The organism is Vibrio fluminensis (genome assembly GCF_015278125.1).
In the GTDB taxonomy this organism is placed as follows: domain Bacteria; phylum Pseudomonadota; class Gammaproteobacteria; order Enterobacterales; family Vibrionaceae; genus Vibrio; species Vibrio fluminensis.
The window spans coordinates 63325-85740 of sequence record NZ_JADILO010000009.1 but is presented as its reverse complement, the minus strand read 5'-3'; the positions used below and the strand labels follow the sequence as shown (position 1 = coordinate 85740).

Genomic DNA, 22416 nt, shown 5'->3' with positions numbered 1-22416 from the left:
GTATGACCAGTTCTAATAACGATTCTCTACTACCTCTAAATGACATGGCACTCCCGGAGGCTCCTAGTTGGTTTCCTCTTACTTGGGGTTGGTGGGCCGCTCTAGGGGCTTGCTTCTTAATAATCATAGCATTGATCGTCTTTCTACGCTGGCGAAAGAAACGCCTCGCGCCCAAAAAAACCGCACTCTTGCTCATTCAAAGAGAGCAACCAGCCGCCGCTTTAGAGCTCGTGCGCCAAGCCGCTCTCTGTTATTACCCAAGAGAGCAAATTGCCCAACTAACGGGGAACGATTGGTATACCTTTTTGGACTCTCAAGTTTCCACACCAATCTTTGCAGCAAACGCTGAGCGTTGGCAAAGCGCTCTATACAGTAAACAGATTATCGAAAACGGTGATGAATTAGTGCAACACTGCTACCAATGGGTGGACGAAGCATTACCACCGAAAAAAAGGAGTGCATAATTGGCAAGTTTAGAATTTGTATGGTGGCCACTATTTCTGCTACTGCCCTTACCTTTGGCGGTCTACTTTCTGCTGCCACCAGCAAAATCTGATGCGCCAATTTATCTGCCCTATCTACCAAGGAGTGGCGGAGCTACCGCAACGCAAAATTACCATATTAAAGTATTAGCGGTGTTAATATGGCTATGCCTCATTTGTGCTGGTGCGCGCCCTGTTTGGTATGGAGAGCCGGTAGTTCATCATCCAGAGCATCGTGATTTAATGCTCGTCGTCGATCTATCAGGCTCTATGGAACAGTCTGATATGCTCTATCAAGGTGGTTACATTGACCGTTTAAGTGCCGTCAAAAACGTGCTAGCCGACTTTATTAAGCAGCGACAAGGCGATCGGATAGGTTTAGTCTATTTCGCAGATCACGCATACTTACAAACGCCACTCACCTTTGACCGGACTGCAGTTAGTGAGCAAATCCAACAAGCTGTTCTTAACCTGATTGGTGCGAAAACGGCAATCGGTGAAGGGATCGGGCTTGCAACGAAAACTTTCGTTGACAGTGATGCACCGCAGCGTGTCATTGTGTTACTAAGCGATGGCAGTAACACCGCCGGTGTACTAGATCCAATTGAAGCTGCTGAAATCGCCAAGAAATATAATGCGACGATTTACACAGTAGGCGTTGGTGCTGGTGAGATGGAAGTAAAACAGTTTTTCTTTTCTAGAAAAGTGAATACCGCGATAGATCTTGATGAAGCAACATTAAGTAAGGCTGCTGAAATCACTGGTGGACAATATTTCCGGGCAAGAAATAGTGATGATCTCGCTAAGATATACCAAACCATTAACCAATTAGAGCCAGTAAGCCAAGCCACACAGACCTGGCGTCCACAACAAGAGTGGTTCCGTTATCCGTTAGCCGCAGCATTAGCCTTCGCTTTAATATTGTTTGTCGTGAGAAGAAACTATGTCTGAGTTCGTATTCCTATTTCCATCCTGGCTATGGGCATTATTGCCATTATGGATACTCACTGTTTGGCTGCTAAAACGTCACCACAGCAAAAATCTAATTGCTACGCACCTTAACCAGGCATTAAATCGACAGGCTCGCAGTAAAAGCCAATGGTTAATAAGAGTATTTTTTCTATCCAGCACAGTGGCTGTCATTGCGTTGGCTGGCCCAAGTTTTTCTAAATCGGAGCGTCCAAGCTTTACCAATTCGTCAGCGCGCGTTCTAGTTATGGATATGTCGCTGTCTATGTACGCCAATGATATTAAGCCAAACCGTTTAACCCAAGCTCGATATAAAGCGATGGACTTACTCAAACTTTGGCCTGACGGTCAGACTGGATTGGTGGTTTACTCCGCCGATGCGTACTCAGCTAGTCCATTGACTAGCGACAGCAATACCCTGATCAATCTAATTCCGAATCTTTCACCAGCAATTATGCCTTATCAAGGTGCCAACGCAGCGGCGGCAGTAGAACTGGCAATTAAAACCATCACTGATGCCGGTTTTGCCAAGGGTGATATTGTGCTAATTAGCGATGAAATTGATACCGATGAGAAAAATCAAATTGAGTCAATTGTCTCTTCTGGTGACTGGCGTCTTAGCATACTGGCGGTTGGCACTCAAACAGGAGCCCCTATCCAGTTACCCAATGGGGCTATGTTAAAAGCGCCTAACGGCGCGACAGTGGTGGCAAAAACTGAGTTCGAAAATATGCGCAGTTTAAGTAACGAAACCGGTGGTATTTTTGCTCCTTTACAAGCGAATAACAGTGATATTTCGGCCATTGCGAGCCTAACTGAGCAGGTTTCAACAACCAATACAAACGCTTCGAAAGAGACAATTAATGATCGTGTGAATAGCGGCTATTGGTTAGTAACCCTACTATTGCTGCCTACGTTGCTGTTGTTTCGACGTGGCGTGCTGCTGTCGATGATGATCATGATTGGCAGTCTCGGAATGTCAAAGCCTAGTTACGCCAATCCATTTATCAATAATGATCAGCAAGGCTATCAATTGTATGAAAATCGAGATTTTTCAACGGCGGCAAGTACCTTTGAAGACTCACGTTGGAAAGGTATAGCTCAGTATCAAGCAGGTGATTTCAACGCAGCCGTTGATTCGCTGAGTCAATTTAGTGACATTGATAGCCAATACAATTTAGCTAATGCTCATGCACAGTTAGGCAATTTCACACAAGCCAAAGCACTTTATAACCAAGTACTTAAACAAAGCCCAAACTACCAAAATGCTAAAGAGAACTTAGAAATAGTTAAGCGCGCTGAACAGCAACAGCAACAGCAACAGCAACAGCAACAGCAACAGCAACAGCAACAAGATTCTCAAACTGAGCAAAACAGCAGAGCAGTCTCAGCAGTCTCAGCAGTCTCAGCAGTCTCAGCAGTCTCAGCAGTCTCAGCAGTCTCAGCAGTCTCAGCAGTCTCAGCAGTCTCAGCAGTCTCAGCAGTCTCAGCAGTCTCAGCAGTCTCAGCAGGAGACTAAAACGCAACAAGCTACCCAAGGTCAAGAACAAACCGCTCAAAACCAAGCAACAAAACGTCAAGCTAAAGACGCGAAAGAATCAAAACAAGCACAGCCGTCACAAGCCTTGGCGGGTGCTAGTTCAAAAGCTGCCAACCAAGATCCGGAATTTAAGAAACTTGAACAAGTCGAATTGGCGCGAGATCCAAGCCAATTACTTAGAGCGCAGTTATTGCTGCAAGCGAAACAAAAGAATCCACCTAAAGAGTCGAACAAGCAATGGTAAGAATATTAACTCGCACTCTGCTCGTGACTGTGTTGTTTTTCGTTAGTTTGACTAGCGCTATGGCTAACACTTTAACGGCGACAGTCTCCAGCAACCAAGTCACGAAAGCGGAAGTATTTCAGCTTCGCCTAACCTATGATGACAAAATTGATTCAGACAGAATTGATTTTTCAGTACTGCAAAATCAATTCTTCTTGGGTCAACCGAGTTTCGGTAGCTCACTAAACTATGTAAATGGTAAACGTAGCAGCCGCAGTGAGTGGACTATTGCGTTAAAAGCAAAACAATTAGGAACCATTAGTATTCCATCATTCAGCATTGATGGAGCAAGCTCGCAACCAATAGTCATTAAAGTATCTCAAGATAAAGATTTGCCAAAACCAAGCGAGCTCGTCACAATCCAAGCTCAGTTGGATAAGAAATCCCTATATCCCAATGAGGCAACTCAGCTAAAAACTCGCTTAATTATTAAGTCCGATCCGCGACGCCTGCAAGACGTTAAAATTTCGCCACCAGCAGGGGAAAGCTTTACAGTTGAGCAAGAAGGAGAGCCCAACCAATACCAAACCATTATTAATGGCGTGGAAGCAACGGTAGTCGATCAAACCTTTAAAGTTATTGCCACTCAAAATGGTTCTCATATTTTAAATAGCCTTGGATTTGAAGCCACATTCGTCTTTGGCAACAATCGCAGTGGTACAACGAAACTGCTACCAGTAAAAATCGCACCTGAGCAATTGGCAATCGACGTTAAAGCGAAGCCTGCCGATTCTGATCTCGTCTGGTTACCAACATCAAAACTCACCCTCTCTCAACAATGGCTCGATGATCAGGGCAACCCTGTTAGCCTAATCAAGCAACCATTAGAGCTCAAGCTTGGGGATTCCATAACTCGTCAACTTACATTAACGATTCAAGGGATTGAAGCGGAAAACTTTCCCGATATCTCATTGATATATCCCGATGCAGTGCGTCACTATTCTGAAAAACCACAGTTTAAAACCTTAGATAACGGTCAAACACAAATGACTATTCGACAGGTTCTAATTGCTCAACATGCAGGTAAAGCCGTCCTTCCGCCAATATCAATACCATGGTTTGATACACAAAACGATGTGGCGAAACAGACCCAAGTTGACGGAGTCGAGCTCAATATTGAGGCTGCCGCGATTACAGCAAACCCTGAGATAAGCGCTCCAATCAACACGACTCAACAATTGGTAACACAGAGTGGATTTTGGCCCTACCTGACCATACTCTTTGCCCTGTTATGGCTGATAACGTTGCTCTGGCATGTTAACTCGCGAAACAAAAACACAGCGATAAACACAACCACGGAAAATCATGCTAACGAGTTTAAGCAGGTCATTTCGACGGTTGAATCAAATGATACGGTACAGATTCAATACGCTGTCAAACACTGGTTAACTACTCAAAAAGGCAAAAATGACCAAATTGAGCAACAGATCTTAGCGGAGTTAAGCATGATGGCGACTAAACAGTACAGTGCTCATCCCGATAAATGGAATAATCGTAAGCTGGTTGACTTGATCAAAAAGCTCTACAAACAACGTGCCAATAATCAAAATAGCAACAACCTGACTAAGCTTTAATCATACAGCACACTGTAACGGGAATATTTTTTGCATATTAATTTATAATCAGCGAAGCTTTGCCGCTTATGAAATTATCCTTCTATAATTGAGAGGATTGTCACTAGCGGCAACATTATCAGGAGTAGCATGTCAGCAATTAAAAAAGAGCAATTAGATAACTATTATCGAATACTCTACTTTGATGGTGAGAAGATCGCTGAGATGAAAGTATCAGCGGAAAGTAGAAAAGATGCCATTGAAGTACTGAAACAATACGGTTTTACTATCAGTGATATTTTCTCTATTTATCCTTAAAACAGCAGTTCAAACTGCTGTTTTATTACTCAATGAGTTGTGCAGTATCAACAAAACTCGCCACTTTGTTTCGCCCTCGAGCTTTAGCTGAGTATAAAGCCCTATCAGCTTGGTTATATAATGCGTCAAAATTGAACTCGCTGCGGCTGAGCTCCATAACGGTATAACCTACTGACGCAGTCAACACGCCTTTCGCTTCATTATCTTCATGCGGAATAGCTTCGTTTTCTATACTAAAGCGTATATTTTCTGCCAATTGTGATACTTGTTGTTCGGTTCGATTTACCACCAAAAGTGCAAATTCTTCGCCACCTATACGGCAAAACACTTCATTATTTTTTTCCGCTTTCGCTTGTAATAGGCTGCCAATACGCATCAATGCGATATCACCTTGCATATGACCATAGCAATTGTTGTACAAACCAAAGTGATCAATATCGACAATGATTAAGCCAAAAGTTTGCTTAGAACCATCACAATGTGAGCACGTTTTTTCCAATACCGACTCCAACATTCTCCGATTACCAAGGCGAGTTAAAGGATCCATTTTAGCCATGATCTCTAGTTGCTCATTGGCAAGCTGTAGTTCTTTCGTTCTAGCTTTAACTTCTTCTTCAAGTGTCTCGTTGAGAACATGCACAGCCTCTTGTGCGCGAGTTCTTAACAACACCTCTGTCAAATTCGAAGCAAACATTCGGATCACTTCTCGAAGCTGATAAGTGAGCGGAGATCGGCGGATCAAGTTATCTGCTGCAATAAACGCAATCGGCTCACCGCTACTACTGGTCAGCATTGTCATCGCAGTCCAACCAAATCCAACAATATGAAAGTCATGGTAAATTGGCACAGATTCGTCAAAGACAACTTCATTCGGATTTGAACGCGCATTCGACACTATAGTCCTATCAACTAACTCAGAACGATAGTAAGACTCGTCCACAACGTTACCTTGTATATCTGTCCCCCAAGTCCCCTGCATGTAGGAACAGTTTGCATCGGTTAAGAACACAGCTAGACGATCAATACCCAAACGGTTAATACCAAAGGTTACCGCAGATTTACATACGTCTCTAACGGTCATGCAACGTGATAACTCAACCATGCTGGCATGTAACATACGTACATTCTGCTCTTGGCGTTTACGGATATAAATCTGCGAGAGTAAAGAGCCAAATGACTCTAAAATTTGTCGTTGGAAGTCGGTAATTGGCGCACGATGAATGTAATTATCTAGAGCTATCCAACCAATGGTGTCCTCACTATCACGTAAAATCAGCATGCCATTCCAGCCTTGGCCAATGACGGTACCATCATTATAAAGCGGTGCGTTTTCGATAATAACTAAGGATTCAACCCCTTCAAACAGGGCATCAATATACTCTTGTTCTAATTGATGAAGATCATATTGAGTATGATGAACATCGGTTGTATTACCATTTTCATCCGTACCATAAGTACCACTAAAACATCGCTTTTTGATATCGAGTAACATCAGTGCGGTACGGTCAAAGCCAAGTTGCTCGCGAACAGATTCGACCGCAAATCGATGTAGTTCATCCAACGTTTCTGGATTCGAAATCTCCACCGCAATCTTTTGAACCAAGTTCATATCTTCAATGAACTGTTCACGTTGATGGATAACATCAAGATACTTGCCTTCTTTAATGTCTCGCTGGCGATACTCTCTCTTAGCCTCGAGTTCTGCACGTAAACATTGCCAGCGTGAAGCTATAATTTGCATCAACTCAAGAGCATTACCTTCACTCGCATCGGTAACTTTTCCAGCTTCGATGTTTTCTACGATTAAATAGGTACGAGCACTGCTGTAGTTGTCTAATACAAAGATGTAAGTGTCTAGGTTATTCTCTCGTAGCGCGTCAAATTGATTGCCCGCAATAGAGATAGGAATCATTCCATCACTGGTATCAAACTGAGCAACCCAAGACCAAAACTCCTCAGGATAACAACTCGGTTCTGTTGGCACTCCGCGCGAAAAAACAGCGGTGTCTGTACCAAAAAACTTTTGCTCGCATACTACACATAGTGAATTCGCAGCCAAAAGTTCTTCCAAATGATCAAACACAACCATAGCCAAAAGCTTATGGCTTCTTGCTGACATTATGTTTTTCAAAAGTGCGCGGGCAAACATGATAACCTTTATTCGTAGAGTGAATTTATCGACTTCATTACCAAATTATCACCTAGCTTAAGCCTTTCATATTAAAATTAAGACACGATGTTAAGTCACTCGCACTTAGTTTGCTCAACAGTTTTCATACTTCCGCAGGATTGTAAAAATTCAATCACAAATTCATATTGGTACTGTCACCAGCGAATTAGATCCTGTCTCAATAACTTGATGATCGAGACTATTTTGACTAGGTTGTAAACAACCGCTATTCAATTAGAAAGCCAAAAGGTATGATTACGGACCTTTGAGTGCTGTTTTTATCCCAAACAGCCAAAGAACAACAATAACCTCAAAAATATATTTAGATGAAACTGCTGCTATCACTTTGTCTTATTGTTTTATCCATGTCAGTTAAAGCAAATATCGATGACATACCCACTGGTGTTTTACCTATTGATAAGGTAACAGTGGATAAATCTAAGCGACGACTTTATCTACTTCGCGGTGATGAAATTGTCCGAGAATTCCGTATTGCTCTTGGTAAACGTCCTCAAGGGCATAAAGTCTATGAAGGTGATCAACGTACTCCAGAAGGCGTTTATAAACTGGAGTATGTAATGGAAGACTCGCAATTTTATCGCTCGATTCACATTAGCTACCCCAATGAAGCCGACATCGCCAATGCGGCGCGCCTTAATTTAAGCCCTGGTGGTGACATTAAGATTCATGGGCAAAAAAATGGCGATATGAGACCTAGCCAGTTTGTTCAGAGTTTTGATTGGACCAATGGCTGTATTGCGCTGAGTAATGAAGAAATGGATGAACTGCTTACTCTAGTGAGAGCTGGTACACCCATCGAGATTTTGCCTTAAACTTTGGATGGTAAACATTGTCTCATCAACATAACGCACCCAATGGTTGTAAATAGTCTAAGCTGCGATAAGTAATATCAATAGAAAAGCCGAGTCAGCATGACTCGGCTTTGTTCATTCTAGCGCTTATTTAAGCCAAAATTTCCCAGCTATGGGTCATCTCAACGCCTGCCCCTAACATCAAACAGACTGAACAATATTTCTCTAAGGAAGCGGCTGTCACTTGCGCTACAGTGTCCGCATCCAAGTCTTGGCCAGACACTTCAAAATGAATGTTAACTTGGGTAAAAATACGTGGCGGAGTTTCGCGACGTTCTGTGGTTAATTTAGCCACACAACCCGTTACTTTCTTACCAGCTTGCTTAAGACCATCAACAACATCGACAGAACTACAGCCACCCGCAGCCATCAACACCATTTCCATTGGACTTGGTGCCGTTGCCCCGCCATTGCCATCCATAACAATTGAATGACCAGATTGTGATTGACCTAAAAACTTAAAGTCTTCAATCCATTTAACTTCTGCTTGCATCTGCACTCTCTTCTTAAACTTCGTCTTGAGGGAAAACGACCCCGGTTTGGCGACGGATTTCCGTCAACAGCTTCGCTACCACCAGTGAACGTTGGGTACGAGCCGGATTCATTTTATTATTGTTGAGTTGCTCAGCAAAATCGAGCGTCTCGTAGTACATAGGGTTACTATGTTGGGTGACGGTTAGATCTTCAGGTTGTTCGCCACGTTTGATTTTTAGCACTTGTTGTCCAACTGAGATCAGTTTGACCTGCAACACGCCATCTTCACCTTGAATCTCACTTGGCAAATGAGAGTCGCTGGTTTTCGAGTGCTGTATGACAACTTCAAAACCATCATAGCCAAGTACAACGCTACCACTGCCATCTACACCCGAAGATAATAATTGCGCCTGCGCAATCACTCGTTTTGGCTCGCCAAACAATGCCACGGCAGATGATAAACAGTAAAAACCAATATCCATAATTGAGCCATTAGCAAACTCGGGATTAAACGTATTTGGGTTTTCACCCGCTAAGTACTTTTGATAACGAGAGGAGTACTGACAGTAACTGATAAAGGCTTTAGTGATATTGCCTATTTCACCCATCTGCGCCTGTAACACCTTAAAGTTTGGGGTGTGCATTGACATAAAGGCTTCGTACAACAAAACATTGTTCTCTTCAGCCACCGTGAACATTTGTTTAGCTAAATCTTCGTTTGCTGCAAGCGGTTTTTCGCAAATGACATGTTTACCACAACGCATCAATTGCATCGCTTGTGGTGCATGAAATGAATTCGGACTGGCAATGTACACTACATCAATGCAGTCACTTTCACCTAATGTTTGCAAATCGTCAAACAAGCGTGGCTGTGGCTCTATATGCGCGTATTTCTCCGCAAACTTTGCCGCACTGGCAATCGAACGCGAATAAACCGCGGATAACTGATAGAGACCGCTCGCCAGAGCAGCCTCGATGAATTGGTCGGTAATCCAGTTGGTTCCGATAACGGCAAGTCTAATCATAATTTTATACGGTGTACACGACACGGATAGCTAGCAAAATGAGAATGATGCCAGAAAGTCGATCGATCAACTGTGCTTGACTACGGATTTTATCAATAAGCTTGGGACTTGAGAGTAATAAGGTAATCAAGGTATACCATAAGCCATCGACCACAAGCGGTGTCAGTACAATAATCGACTTACTCGTCACATCGCTCCCTATCGCAATAAACTGGCTAAACAAAGCGATAAAAAACAAAGCAATTTTAGGGCTAAGAATTGAAATCAGAAATCCTTCTCGCGCAGACTGCATCAACGTTGTCTGCTCGCCGGATTCAAGCTTAGCAGCCACGCCTCCTTTTGAGCGTAGTGCATTGTAACCAAGGTAAGCGAGATAAAGTGCACCCGCATAGCTGATGGTTTTAAACAGCAATGGAGATTGCTGCAATACCACCGCCAAGCCAATTAAAGTAATAAATGCATAGATACCGATACCCATCGCATGCGCCCAAGCGGTGACAAAACCATTGGTGCGTCCTCCCGCTAAGCTATGTTTGGCAACGACCGCCAAACTAGGACCAGGAGACATAGCCCCCAACAAACAAACAGTAAACAGAGACAACCAAACGGTAACCGTCATAATCAATAACCACGATAAATTGAGTAGATGAGAGTAAGTTACTTTTTCCTAGTGATGATTTGAAATCAAACTTAATCATAAACATCATGACTTCAAATCATACTCAAAGCATTATTCAGCGAATTTGGATCGACTTAGGTGAGATACGCATCACTTGCAGCACCTGTTGTCGCATCCATTCATGCCCTTTATCTTGATCAAATTTGGGATGCCACATAAGCCAATACTTATGCGTAATGCATTGAAAAGGTAACGGACGATAGATTAGTGAAGACTCTGCTGCGATATTCGCAGCGATATGATCAGGCACAATCATCAGTAAGTCTGTCTCTTGCAGCACTTTCACTGCCGTGGCAAAAAATGGCACTTTTACGGCCACTCTACGAACCAAACCTAACTCTCGCAATGCAATATCGGCATGGGTATCTTTATCTCCGCCACCCGTCACTTTTAGGTGAGGAAAACTCACCACATCGTCAGGACGCCAATTGGAAAGGTGACACAATGGGTGTTCTCGACGCATCAAGCATACTGGTTGATCTTCTCCTATGTGGATACTCGACAAGTGGCTTGGGGCCTCTGGTAACATGGTTGAAGCAAGGTCAATTCCGAGCGGCAATAGGTTGGTCAAGTACTCCTGTTGCCACAAGCGATAGCTGAAATCAACTAAAGGCGCTTGTTTACCCAAAATAGGAATAATTTGCGGCACAATAAATTGCGCCACATAGTCACTAGAAGCAAACACAAACTCCTGCTGCCAAGTGGTCGAATCAAAGGGAGCATCACTGAAAAGCTCATCCGCTTGATTGAGCAGAGTATTCACTCTTTCTAGCAGTGCTAGCGCCCTTGGCGTGGCGACCAATTGATTACCACTTCTTACCAGCAAGGGATCATCGCATAACTCACGCAGTTGAGCTAGCTGACGGCTCACAGCGGATTGCGTGATATTCAGCCTCACCGCAGCGCGGCTAACATGGCACTCTTCAATCAATATCTGTAGAGAGCGCAAAAGATTAAGGTTGATATGATTAATCATGGCGTAAGGTATTAAAAAACTCGGTTAATACGGTATGTGTTGTGAGCTGAAAGAGCTCAGGTATTTGATGAAGCTGGTTACGAATATTGTTCAATTGCTCCATCGTCGACGTTTCGACGTAGAGCATCATATCGGTCTCACCACTGATCGCATGGCTCCATTTTACGCCTTCAATTTGATAAATCTCGGCGGCATAAGACTCACAGTGTTTAGTTGAACTAGAAGTATCAAATTTAAGCGCGAGGTAAGCTTTAATCACTACCGTTTGTTCTGGTTTCACCACATTAGCGTGATAGCCCAAAATAACACCCTGCTTTTCGAGCTTTTTTACTCGTGCGGTGACCGCTGAGCGAGACAGATTCACTTGATTCGCAAGCTCACTCACCGACAACCGAGCATCGCGCTTCAACAAGGTAAGTATTTTTTCATCGAACTGATCCATCACGCTTCCACCTATATCAAACTCCTTAATGATCAATTAATAATACCCGATGGCGATGTAAGCTCAAGAAGATCGAGATTTGAGAGACAAAAGACAGAGACAAGAGTTGATGGTTGAGAAAAAAGAAAAAGAAAAGAGCCGTGATAAACGTCATTTTGATGGTGTAACTTGAAATTTTAGTCAATATGGCGGTTAAAAAACGCACTTTGCTGGATGACCAAATACTTATATCCGCGTAATCTAAAACGAAAGGACCGAGCTGGTATTGGATTCATGGAGCGAAACGGAAATCATGGCTGAACTAAAAAGAGAGATCACCCTACTGTCAGGCATTGGGCAATTATCCACTACCCTGCTTGGGACAGGATTATTTATGGTACCAGCGCTCGCCGCAACGATAGCTGGTGTCTTATCGCTTTGGTCATGGGCGGTGCTGCTGATAGCGATATGCCCTGTGGCATTAACATTTGCCATGTTAGGCAAACGCTATCCGAACGCTGGAGGTACAGCGTTCTTTGTACGAAAAGCATTTAATCAGCGACTTGAAAAAAGCATTGCTTGGCTATTTTTAAGTGTTATTCCGGTCGGTGTCCCAGCCGCTGTTGCACTGGCCGCTGGGTTTCTACAACCACTGTTACCAGAATGGCTCAACCATCCACTGATTGCCCAAGTCATTACCGTTGTACTTTTGGTTATGGTTAACCTATCTGGCGCTAAAGCATCGGGCCGTATCCAAACCTTAATTGCATTAAGCATATTGGCCTTAGTCGCTACTTTTTGGTGGTATGGAGACATCACCCCTAATCAACTCACGATGCCCTCGATTCAAGCAGGCGATTGGCTTGTTATTGGCAGCGCCCTATCCGTCATGTTTTGGTGCTTTGTTGGTATTGAAGCTTTCGCTCATATGGGGGAAGAGTTTAAGTCACCCGAGCGCGACTTCCCTATCGCCATTGTGGTCGGTTGTATCATAGCAGGCGCCGTATATTGGGCATGTTCCGTTGTCATCATTAAATTCCATGCTTACGGCTCTCCAGAGTTTGATGCAGGTTCAATTCCATTCCTTGCTGATGCCTTGTTTGGTCCACAAGCTAAATTAATTATTAGCTTACTTGGATTTGCAGCCTGCTTTGCCAGTATCAACCTATACACACAAAGCCTATCACGCATGCTTTGGGCACAAGCTCGCGATTACAAACCAAGTAGCCCTATTGCCCGCTTATCATCGAATGGCATTCCTGCTAATGCGACTTTTGCCGTTGGCGGCGTATTGCTCATTTCCTGCTTCATTGGTGAATGGTCACAATTAGATCTCGAGTTTTTCGTCAAACTTGCCAATGGGGTTTTTATCTTAGTTTACTTTATGGCGATGCTAGCAGCCTGCCGCCTACTTAGCGGCTTCGCAAAAGCGCTCGCATTGGTCGCGCTATTCACTTGTATCGTCATGATGGCTTTTGTGGGCTGGTCGATGATCTACGCTTTAGTGTTATTCGGATTCTTGCTATATCAAATAAAGCCTGAGTCACAAAACAAACATATAAATGCTACCTAAGCTCTTCTAAACGCTGAACAAACTGCTTTGGCGTCAACGCTCTTTGTTTTTTAAACATGCGATTAAAACTCGCGACATTCTGATAACCCAGCCGTCGCGAGACTTCCTCTATGCTGACCCCTTTATCAAGCAAACCAACCGCGATATTGCTCAGTACATAAGCGGTTACATTAGTAAAGTTCATACCAATCGCATGGAGCCTGCGCTGGAATTGTTGTGGTGATAAACCCGCCAAGCTTGAGACACGCTCAACGGTCGGAAAACCATAGTGACAGCTATAGTTAAGTAGTTCATAAATCACCTTAATCTCATCATCGGCTTCCGGCATATTGAGAAACTCATCTAATTCAGTAAAGCTCATGGCAAGTTGCTTCTTTCCGCCAACCAATTTTGATTGGGTCGCAAGCCTCAAATCCGCATGAAACCACACTTCCGTCTTAGAATGATTCCAGCCGATATCACAACCAAAGTATTGGTTATATCTCGCTTGATTATCACGAATACCGGGAAACATCACTCGCAGCGGCACAAAGTCCTCACCGACATAATGGCGAATAACTTTACACATAAAGATCGCTGCTCGTACGCCATCATGGACTTTATTATTCACTTCAATAAAAGGGTTTTGATAAGTCCATTTAATGATGGGGCCACTTTGAGAGGCGCTTAGGTAAGCGCCTGACTGTAAACTGGCGATCCCATAATTTAATCGACGAATCGCAGACGCTAAATCAATGCCTGAAAAAAGCCAACGAGCAACAGCCCCCAAATCTTCTGGGCGAATATCTGCCGCGACATCGAGAATGATATCCGGATTTTTTGACTGAATTTCGAGCTGTTGATACCAACGATTAGCTTCAGAAATTGGAATTAGCGTCATAGGATAAGCGAGGACTGAGTCAGCAATCGCCAATGAATTCGCTGGTAATTCATAACGCTGCATTACCCGATAATGAATATTTCTTAAGCCCAAAGCTCGAATAAAGTGCACACCTTCCATTACAGATCCAATCAATATTTAGCCCCGATTGATTAAATCTGTCATAAAAAGTCTCAGTAATCAAATCTAGATCACAATCCATCTCATTGTTACCAAGAGGAGTCTTACATGAGTCTAGTTAGCGTGCCATTTGTTGGTACTGGGGCAGACACCGCACTACATATTTTCGCAACTGTCGTATTGGTGGGAACGATCGCCGCCGCAGCCTATGGCTTCTGGCGTTTTCATGAATTACCAATCAACAAAGCACATAGCAAAGACCATCATCAAATTGGCTTAATAACAGCGCTCACATGGATTGGATTTATCTGGCACTGGGTCTGGGTAATTGCGGTTATTCTCGCTTTTGTCGATATGGAAAAAGCGATCATCAATTTTCGTGATACGTGGCGTCACGGCTCAACGGATGATAGCTCGAACACCCCTACGACCAGCGAGGAAAAATAATGTTAGAAGGCTTAGCCATTTGGGCTCTATTTATTTACCTATTGCGTTTTGTCGGTATGCCTTGGAACAAATACACCAAATCATTCGCTTATTTAGGTGGTACTGGTTGGCTACTGTTTGTTTGGGTAGGACTTATCAACTATACCCCGATGGACCTCTCTGGGGGCTCAGTGGTGCAATCACCGCACATTCAACTTCGCCCAGATTCCTCGAATGTTAAAGGTAAAGTGACAAAAATTCATATCAAGCCAAATCAGCAACTCACGAAGGGGCAATTGGTTTATGAGATCGATGACACCCAATACCAAATCGCACTGCGCCAAGCGGAAGTTAATCAACAAACTGCGCAAGTTGCGCTAGACGTCGCTATTCAAGATGTCGACGTAGCAAAAGCAAACTATCAATCAGTCGTACAAGATCTACAAACGAGCCGAGCACAATTGGCAACAGCTCAAGCCGATTATAAACTGCAATTGAACACCCTAACGCGCTACCAAAAACAGAACCAAATTGTAAAAGATACGATTACAGCAAGCGATATGGAGAAGCAGCAAACGACGGTAGTAAAAGCTGAGCACTCAATCGAAACTATCGAATCGCAAATCGCGACCAAGCAAGTGGAAGTAGAAAAAGCAAAACTTGCTATTGGCAAAGCCGAACTTACCATCGAGAGCCGTCGAAGTGATCTTAACGCGACCGCACAAAACGTGGCACGCGCTCAGTGGGATTTAGATAGTACCAAGGTCTATGCCCCAGCAGATGGTTTTGTGACAAACTTTATTCTACGTGAAGGCCAGCGCATCTCGATGATGCCTAGATTGCAAATGTACACCGATGAGAAATACGTATTAATGCGCGTCAATCATCAAGCGATGCGTAACATCAAGCAGGGTCAAGCCGCTGAGTTTTCTTCCTCAATCTATCCCGGTAAGATATTTTCAGCGCAAGTAGAAGGTATTGTCGAAGCAACAGGTGAGTCTCAAGGGAACCTACTAGGTTTGGATCAATCAGTACGGGCAACCACTGGAAAAAATCTGCAGAACAAGCATCACTTTGTGCGTCTAAAAATTGATGAGCCTGATGGCTACGACATCCCTGTAGGTTCCGTGGGCCTCGCTTGGGTAAGTGCAGAAAAACCCATTGGTTTTCTAGCTTTCTTAGATGTTATTCGCGGCATCATTATTCGCATGAAGTCACAACTATACTTCTTTTATTCTATATAACTCGCGACTATTACTGAGCTAAATAACAATAGCATTTTAAAGTTCATTGCATTTTGCAATTGCAAAACGCAAAGTTATCAATTAACAGATACTGAATACAATGGCTTACGCATGGTTTTGCTCATGAAAAAGATGGCACATAAAATGCTATTTATAAAGTGACCCTTATTAAGCCGAGGGTCACCTAGCCAACTGACGTTGTTAGTGAACCCAATTTTGTTCACACATAATGTAGCCAATCACACCATTGTGATTGGCTTTTCTTTTATTGGCGAATAATACTAATCAGGATAAGTACTTGATCATTCTTGCAGATAAAAACCGCTGGTGACTTCGTTGTACTTTGTTTCAGGAATGACGTAACTAAAATAACTAGTTACGGCAAGCTACGTGTTGTTCCAAACGACGTCTATCCCGATTAGTACAATATTTAAGCGGGAATCAGCGTGTACTGAGAAAGGTATTGATTAATGAACTCTCGATCGGCACTAAAGAGTTCTGATTGGGGAATTTCATCTGGTGACAACCAATTTAGATCTGAGCTTAACGATAGATCCACTGGTTTTGAATCGCTATCACGTCCAGGTCGAAGAATAACAAAATAAATCCGACCACCTAACTCATTGACTTTAGTATAAGTCGCTATATGTTCTAACCCAACTACACCGGTTTTCTCAGCCAGTTCCCGAACAGCAGCATCTGTACCAGTTTCATCTAAATGAACTTTCCCTCCTGGAAACTCGAATGTCGTCCCGCGATCGGCACGGTAGTATTTTTGAATCAATACTTTATCTTCTTTTACTACCACTGCCATTGCCAAATGTTTCACTTATTTCTCCTTAATTTAGCGAACTGCGCCTCTATCTCAGTGCTTATATTGCACTTTGAAATGTACGATAGCGACGAAGCAATAAATCTACTACCCACATATAATAGTAAATATCGAGGGACAATAACCGTGTCTAGCTTGCAACTTTAATAAATAATGGCAGTTTATTCTCGATCACCTTGTCGTAACAAACATTTAGAAAGACATGTAATCACTATTTATTTAGCCCTTAAAAATATTAAACCAAAGCACTATAAGTTAATTCTCGTAACGTTCTAACTTGCTTTCTCTACTCGATGGCTGATTTCTTATCTTGTGACATTAGCTTTCTATATATCTGAATAGAGGCCAAAAATATTAATGTGTAACATAACAACTCAATCCCTTCCTCTGATATGTTTTTTACACTACGAATATAATTATTTCCCATAGCCTCACGCCAAAAACTCCCCATTCCGTACAACCTCGAAAATACAACTAATAACACAACACCAACGATCATCAGCTTGCCATAAGAAGATTTCAGCACTAATGCCATTTCTTCTAATGTGCTGATCCCCCCCTTGTAAGCTTGGCTAAGAGCAAACACAGTCACCAACAATGCAGGGTAGAACCAAAAGCCATGTATTATCATATCTAGCCAATGATCTAATTCACGAATGGCCAGAACCAAAAAAAAGCCACAAATAAGCAATGCCGCGTGACGCACACCCTCCTTTGCTTGAGATAGCTTAAAAAACATAGCGGATACCGCGAGTAAAATGGCGACTTGAAGAGATTCAGTCAATGACGATTCACCTAACGTCGTGCCGTAATACATCACATCGACTCGTATGGATACATTAACCAGTAGGCTCGCTAACGTGACAAATAACACTAACCACGCACAATCAACTAGCTGACTCTTAACTTGAGGGCAAAGTACTCCACTTTTCTGCCCTGCATATTTTTTGCTGATTTTTTTCCAGAAAAAACTCATCTTTAACACCTACTTAACCCTAGGTTAAGTTCACTAAATACAGACTGAAACTTACCGTTAAGGCTAGTACAAGTTATGAATCTTTGCGTGGTTAGACTGAGGTAGTAAGACTGATTGAAATGAAGAAACACTAAAAACAGGAAATCTAAATATTTCAAATATTATTAATTAAATACAACATGTTACGCATCTAAAAACAAAAAAATCCTGACATTTCCCCCTAAAATAATTAATATACCATTCGATAAAAGCTAAATAATGAAAGTTAAGTGTATAATTTCATCAATATATTTGATGTTAATCTCACTGATTAACGTAGGCTCAGTTAACATATACGACATTTATAATACCGATAAAGCTTTCTCATACTTTCCTAACTAACCATTAATAACAATTTCAAATGCAAATCCCTTGCAAGACTTAAAACTCAATATAAATAGCTAAAAATAGAACTCATAGCGGTAGTTAATCCCATTTATTAGCAACAAAACACTTAATAGCGGAATTTACTCGCTTGCTAATTTCGTATTACCTAAAAAATACCCCTTCGTTAAACTCGTGCAGAACAATTAATCATTATTTAAATATTTAACTACTTGGGGGAGTTACAAATGAACATAAGTATTTTTGGTATGGGCTATGTAGGGGCTGTTTGTGCCGCTTGTTTAGCTAAGCGTGGAAATAACATCATTGGCGTCGATGTCTCAAAAGACAAAGTGGCAATGATCGGTAGTGGTAAGTCCCCTATTGTCGAAGAAGGTTTAGATGCTCTTCTTACTGAAGGCGTCAATAATCAATTTATTACGGCAACATCAGATTACAAACATGCTGTCTTAAACAGCGATATTTCAATGATTTGTGTCCCAACTCCTAGTCTTAGAAATGGTAACCTCAATACCGATTACATTCATGAAGTGTGTAAAGAAATTGGTTCCGTAATTAAAGAAAAAAACAGCCGACATACTGTCGTAATTCGCAGTACAGTACTTCCTGGAACCGTTGCTGAAATCGTCATTCCTACACTTGAACAATACTCAGGTAAGACTGCTGGTAAAGATTTTGGTGTTGGTGTGAACCCTGAATTTTTACGCGAAAGTACCGCTATCTACGACTACGATAATCCACCAATGACAGTCGTCGGTGTATTAGATGAGATCACAGGCCAGCAACTAGAAACATTATACAGTGATTTAGACGCGCCATTTATCTGTGAAGATATTGCCGTGGCCGAAATGATCAAATACAGCTGTAATGTTTGGCATGCTTTAAAAGTTAGTTTTGCCAATGAAATCGGTAGCATCGCTAAATCAGTGAGTGTCGACGGCCGACGAGTAATGAACGTGGTTTGTGAAGATAAAAAGCTCAACTTATCTAGCTACTACATGAAACCAGGTTTTGCATTCGGCGGGTCTTGCCTACCTAAAGATGTCCGAGCGCTAAGCTACCGCGCGAACCAACTAGATTTGGCGACTCCTGTCATCTCTTCAATCATGCAAAGCAATGACGCTCACATTGAGCGTGCGTTTAATATGGTTAAAGAGGCGTCCATTAAGAAAGTAGCTATGCTAGGTCTTAGCTTCAAAGCCGGAACCGATGACCTACGAGAGAGTCCTTTTGTTATTCTCGCAGAGAAACTCATCGGTAAAGGCTACGATCTTTCTATTCTCGACCGTAACGTCAAGTACGCATCTGTCCATGGTTCAAATAAAGAATACATCAACAATCATATTCCTCATATCTCATCATTGTTAGTCGACGAACCTGACGAAAGCATTCTAGGCGCAGAGCTTGTGCTTGTTTGTAATGGTGATAAGAGTTACCAGTCGATTCTTGAAGACCTACCGGCAAAAACCAAAGTAATTGATTTACATGGTTTAACAGACAACCAGTCAGAAGAAAACAAACAAGGTATCTGTTGGTAATTCAAATATGAGGGTTTTCAAAGATATAACTGGCTGGCTCTTTCTTTCGTGTTTCATACTAGGCTTAGCCAGCCTAATGCCTACGTCAGTATTTGATTCAGAACATCACGATTTTCTGTTTATCATCGGTGCGATTGGTATTTGGCGTTACAGCGTTGGCTTCATCCATTTCATACGTGGATGGATCTTTTTATTCATTGTCTTCCCTCGCCAACGGAAAAAAGCGGCTCAAGCAATAGTAGAATGTCCTCCATCACATATTTATTTGATGGTGACAAGCTTTCGTATAGATGCGCTAACAACAGCGAAGGTGTACAAATCTATTATCGAAGAAGCCATTGCTTCTAAATACCCTACCACGGTTGTTGCTTCAATCGTAGAGCAGTCAGATGAGCAGATCATGACTGCGCTATGGGAAGAACTATCGCCACCTGATGAGAGAGTCGCACTTCGCTTAGTTCGTATTCCCGGAACAGGTAAACGTGATGGTTTGGCGCATGGTTTTAGAGCGATCTCGCGAGATATTCCCGATGAAACTGCTTTAGTCGCTGTCGTCGACGGCGACACAATTCTTCAACCCGGCTGTGTCGATAAATCTATTGGTTACTTCTCGCTATATCCCAATGTAGGGGCTCTCACGACCAATGAGGTATGTGAAGTGGAGGGCTCTTACTGGATGAGTCAATGGCACAAATTACGTTTTGCTCAGCGTCATATTTCTATGTGCTCAATGGCTTTGTCTAAACGTGTTTTAACCATGACTGGCAGAATGTCAATGTTTCGCGCAAGCGTCGTCACTTCTCATCACTTTATTGATGATGTCGAGAATGACCATCTAAAACACTGGCGTTTAGGTACATTTAAGTTCCTAACCGGTGATGATAAATCCAGTTGGTTTAGCATGATGCAGCAAGGATGGGACACTTTTTATGTTGCAGATGCAATTATAGAAACGGTCGAACACCCACCTAACAAAAGCTTCATCAAGTCTGCTAAACAATTGATGTTTAGATGGTATGGCAACAACCTTAGACAAAATACTCGTGCAACGTCACTAGGGGCTAATCGACTAGGATGGTTCACCTATTACGTTGTCTGGGATCAACGTATTTCGATGTGGACGAGTATCTTAGGGTTGACCGCCGCTCTCTATGCCGGCCTTAAATATCATGTCGGTTATTTGGTTGTCTATCTACTTTGGATTTCGATAACTCGAACATTCATAACCCTGCTGCTTATTAGCTCCGGTCATAAAATAGGTCCTAGCTATCCAGCAATGCTCTACTTCAACCAGATATTTGGTTCATTGGTCAAGATTTATGTCGTATTCAGACTCAATCGCCAATCTTGGACAAGGCAGAAAACAACTCTAGCTCAAGTCGACACCTCTTTTCAGGGACGATTCAACAAGTGGTCGACTCGAGTTGCGACCTTCTCAGCGGTTAGCTTGTTCTTAGCCGTAGTCGTATCGCTTGTTTAAAGCGCTCTATTCATTAATTCAGAAGAACAAATTTATTAGGAATGTAACATGGCAGTAAATCAACCATCCCTCGTCCACGAGACTGAAGTACAACGTAGGCATGCTAGGGTAAAAATTCCAGCGACCATTGCCTTAGACAGCAGCACGAAGGTCCTGAAACTCGAGAATATTTCAGCGAGTGGATTTGGCATCAACAACGCCGACAATACGATTGAACCAAACAAACTTTATTCGGGCCAATTACGATTTGAGTTCTTAGATTTTAGCTTTAGCGTACCCGTTAGATTTAGCCAAATTAACGCCTCTGCTGATGGTAACATTGGTTGTGAGTTTCAAGAGCTGAGCAAACAGGAAATCTCCACCATTCGCCTGATCATCACAAAGTATTTATCCGGTGAAGTTATTCAAGCTGGTGATGTTCTATCGACAATTAACCGTGATAATTACGCTAAACCACGTAAAAAAGATGTACAAGCGCCATTAGCTGGCTTTGCTAAATTGAAAGGCATTGTGGGAACCAGTTTATTTTTTGTCATCGGTCTATGCGCTTTCGCTTACCTCATCACTAATATCTACAATGTTTATTGGGTTGAATCATCGCTTTCTGCCAAAGTGACGCTTCCACACAACAAACTTTATACGCCTCGCGAAGGGCGGATATTTAGTCACGTAGAACCAGGAGATACCGTTAAAGCTGGTGATGTATTAGCAACCATCGAGTCACCTCTGTACGAATTGATGGAACCAACACTCCTAAACAAAGATTTCAACATCGAGAGCTTACAAAATATTTTGAGCCAGAATCTCAAACTGGTCGTCAAGAGTCCTTGTGACTGCCGCGTATTCGAACGCAATTTTACTGACGCTCAATTTGTAACTAAGTCTAGTGCGATCTTTAGTCTTGCCTCTTTAGATTCTAAGCCATTTATTTCGGCTAGTTTCCCATACAGCAGCCTATCATCGGTAGATCTTGGTAACACTTTGGATTTCTCTCTCGCCGGTAGTGAACACATCCAACAAGGTACTGTTTCCAATATTGAAATGTTCACCAACGATAATGGGTCGGGATACGTAAAAGTCGATGTTATTCCAAACGCGCCTATTGAGGATCTAAGGCTAAATCAACCGGTTATGGTGAGCACAACTCAACTCAACACCAGCACACTATTTGGCTCAGTAACGCCAAACGCTGGAGGTTAAG

21 protein-coding genes are annotated in these 22416 nt (G+C 42.6%); 12 read left to right on the top strand and 9 right to left on the bottom strand.

What is annotated here, in order from left to right:
* Nucleotides 1–2 precede the first annotated feature (2 nt).
* From IRQ95_RS08535 to IRQ95_RS08515, 5 genes are all read left to right on the top strand, one after another.
* Nucleotides 3–464 (top strand): DUF4381 domain-containing protein, encoded by a 462-nt coding sequence (locus IRQ95_RS08535; protein ID WP_194436545.1) that lies wholly within the window; start codon nucleotides 3–5, stop codon nucleotides 462–464.
* On the top strand, nucleotides 465–1433 hold the full coding sequence (locus IRQ95_RS08530) for a vWA domain-containing protein (protein WP_194436544.1): 969 nt from the start codon (nucleotides 465–467) through the stop codon (nucleotides 1431–1433).
* Nucleotides 1426–2970 (top strand): VWA domain-containing protein, encoded by a 1545-nt coding sequence (locus tag IRQ95_RS08525; RefSeq protein ID WP_348541591.1) that lies wholly within the window; start codon nucleotides 1426–1428, stop codon nucleotides 2968–2970. Before IRQ95_RS08530 ends, IRQ95_RS08525 begins: the two co-directional genes overlap by 8 nt.
* A gap of 324 nt (nucleotides 2971–3294) precedes the next feature.
* The gene (locus IRQ95_RS08520) at nucleotides 3295–4848 is read left to right on the top strand and encodes a BatD family protein (protein ID WP_194436543.1); all 1554 of its coding nucleotides are present in this window, start codon (nucleotides 3295–3297) and stop codon (nucleotides 4846–4848) included.
* 129 nt (nucleotides 4849–4977) lie between these two features.
* Nucleotides 4978–5145: a hypothetical protein gene (locus IRQ95_RS08515; RefSeq protein WP_194436542.1), complete on the top strand. Its 168-nt coding sequence runs from the start codon at nucleotides 4978–4980 to the stop codon at nucleotides 5143–5145.
* 25 nt (nucleotides 5146–5170) lie between these two features.
* On the opposite strand, the gene IRQ95_RS08510 is transcribed toward IRQ95_RS08515, so the two are convergent.
* Complete coding sequence (locus tag IRQ95_RS08510) at nucleotides 5171–7294, bottom strand: GGDEF domain-containing protein (protein ID WP_194436541.1); 2124 nt, start codon at nucleotides 7292–7294, stop codon at nucleotides 5171–5173.
* A 386-nt stretch (nucleotides 7295–7680) separates the two neighbouring features.
* Here IRQ95_RS08510 and IRQ95_RS08505 point away from each other — a divergent pair, with 386 nt between their 5' ends.
* Complete coding sequence (locus IRQ95_RS08505) at nucleotides 7681–8148, top strand: L,D-transpeptidase family protein (protein WP_194436540.1); 468 nt, start codon at nucleotides 7681–7683, stop codon at nucleotides 8146–8148.
* A gap of 130 nt (nucleotides 8149–8278) precedes the next feature.
* On the opposite strand, the gene IRQ95_RS08500 is transcribed toward IRQ95_RS08505, so the two are convergent.
* The 5 genes from IRQ95_RS08500 to IRQ95_RS08480 all read right to left on the bottom strand — a co-directional run bounded on the left by IRQ95_RS08500 (nucleotide 8279) and on the right by IRQ95_RS08480 (nucleotide 11783).
* Entirely contained in the window at nucleotides 8279–8680 is a 402-nt protein-coding gene (locus IRQ95_RS08500; RefSeq protein ID WP_194436539.1) for an OsmC family protein, read from the bottom strand.
* A gap of 13 nt (nucleotides 8681–8693) precedes the next feature.
* Nucleotides 8694–9686, bottom strand: a complete 993-nt coding sequence (locus tag IRQ95_RS08495) for a Gfo/Idh/MocA family protein (RefSeq protein ID WP_194436538.1) — start codon at nucleotides 9684–9686, stop codon at nucleotides 8694–8696.
* A gap of 4 nt (nucleotides 9687–9690) precedes the next feature.
* The gene (locus tag IRQ95_RS08490; protein ID WP_194436537.1) at nucleotides 9691–10305 is read right to left on the bottom strand and encodes a LysE family translocator; all 615 of its coding nucleotides are present in this window, start codon (nucleotides 10303–10305) and stop codon (nucleotides 9691–9693) included.
* Between the two features lie 115 nt (nucleotides 10306–10420).
* On the bottom strand, nucleotides 10421–11341 hold the full coding sequence (locus IRQ95_RS08485) for a LysR family transcriptional regulator (protein ID WP_194436536.1): 921 nt from the start codon (nucleotides 11339–11341) through the stop codon (nucleotides 10421–10423).
* Nucleotides 11334–11783 carry an Lrp/AsnC family transcriptional regulator gene (locus IRQ95_RS08480; protein ID WP_194436535.1) on the bottom strand — a complete coding sequence of 150 codons (450 nt, stop codon included), beginning with the start codon at nucleotides 11781–11783 and terminating at the stop codon, nucleotides 11334–11336. The genes IRQ95_RS08485 and IRQ95_RS08480 overlap by 8 nt, the downstream gene beginning before the upstream one ends.
* Before the next feature lie 292 nt (nucleotides 11784–12075).
* Here IRQ95_RS08480 and yjeH point away from each other — a divergent pair, with 292 nt between their 5' ends.
* The gene (gene yjeH / locus IRQ95_RS08475; protein WP_194436534.1) at nucleotides 12076–13335 is read left to right on the top strand and encodes an L-methionine/branched-chain amino acid transporter; all 1260 of its coding nucleotides are present in this window, start codon (nucleotides 12076–12078) and stop codon (nucleotides 13333–13335) included.
* Here the strand turns inward: yjeH and IRQ95_RS08470 are convergent.
* On the bottom strand, nucleotides 13328–14335 hold the full coding sequence (locus tag IRQ95_RS08470; protein ID WP_194436533.1) for an AraC family transcriptional regulator: 1008 nt from the start codon (nucleotides 14333–14335) through the stop codon (nucleotides 13328–13330). The two genes, yjeH and IRQ95_RS08470, sit on opposite strands and share 8 nt — an antisense overlap.
* A 108-nt stretch (nucleotides 14336–14443) precedes the next feature.
* On the opposite strand from IRQ95_RS08470, the gene IRQ95_RS08465 reads away from it, so the two are divergent.
* Nucleotides 14444–14782 (top strand): MFS transporter, encoded by a 339-nt coding sequence (locus IRQ95_RS08465; protein WP_194436532.1) that lies wholly within the window; start codon nucleotides 14444–14446, stop codon nucleotides 14780–14782.
* Complete coding sequence (locus IRQ95_RS08460; protein WP_194436531.1) at nucleotides 14782–16005, top strand: HlyD family secretion protein; 1224 nt, start codon at nucleotides 14782–14784, stop codon at nucleotides 16003–16005. The genes IRQ95_RS08465 and IRQ95_RS08460 overlap by 1 nt, the downstream gene beginning before the upstream one ends.
* A gap of 430 nt (nucleotides 16006–16435) precedes the next feature.
* Here the strand turns inward: IRQ95_RS08460 and IRQ95_RS08455 are convergent, their stop codons facing one another.
* Together IRQ95_RS08455 and IRQ95_RS08450 are read right to left on the bottom strand one after the other, a co-directional pair.
* The gene (locus tag IRQ95_RS08455) at nucleotides 16436–16834 is read right to left on the bottom strand and encodes an NUDIX domain-containing protein (protein ID WP_194436530.1); all 399 of its coding nucleotides are present in this window, start codon (nucleotides 16832–16834) and stop codon (nucleotides 16436–16438) included.
* 289 nt (nucleotides 16835–17123) lie between these two features.
* Entirely contained in the window at nucleotides 17124–17813 is a 690-nt protein-coding gene (locus IRQ95_RS08450; RefSeq protein ID WP_194436529.1) for a hypothetical protein, read from the bottom strand.
* Nucleotides 17814–18424: 611 nt separating this feature from the next.
* On the opposite strand from IRQ95_RS08450, the gene IRQ95_RS08445 reads away from it, so the two are divergent.
* The 3 genes from IRQ95_RS08445 (at nucleotide 18425) to IRQ95_RS08435 (ending at nucleotide 22415) form a co-directional block, all read left to right on the top strand.
* Entirely contained in the window at nucleotides 18425–19735 is a 1311-nt protein-coding gene (locus IRQ95_RS08445) for a nucleotide sugar dehydrogenase (protein WP_194436528.1), read from the top strand.
* 76 nt (nucleotides 19736–19811) lie between these two features.
* Entirely contained in the window at nucleotides 19812–21215 is a 1404-nt protein-coding gene (locus IRQ95_RS08440; protein WP_284438301.1) for a glycosyltransferase family 2 protein, read from the top strand.
* Nucleotides 21216–21263: 48 nt separating this feature from the next.
* Nucleotides 21264–22415, top strand: a complete 1152-nt coding sequence (locus tag IRQ95_RS08435) for a PilZ domain-containing protein (RefSeq protein ID WP_194436526.1) — start codon at nucleotides 21264–21266, stop codon at nucleotides 22413–22415.
* Nucleotide 22416: the final 1 nt, after the last annotated feature.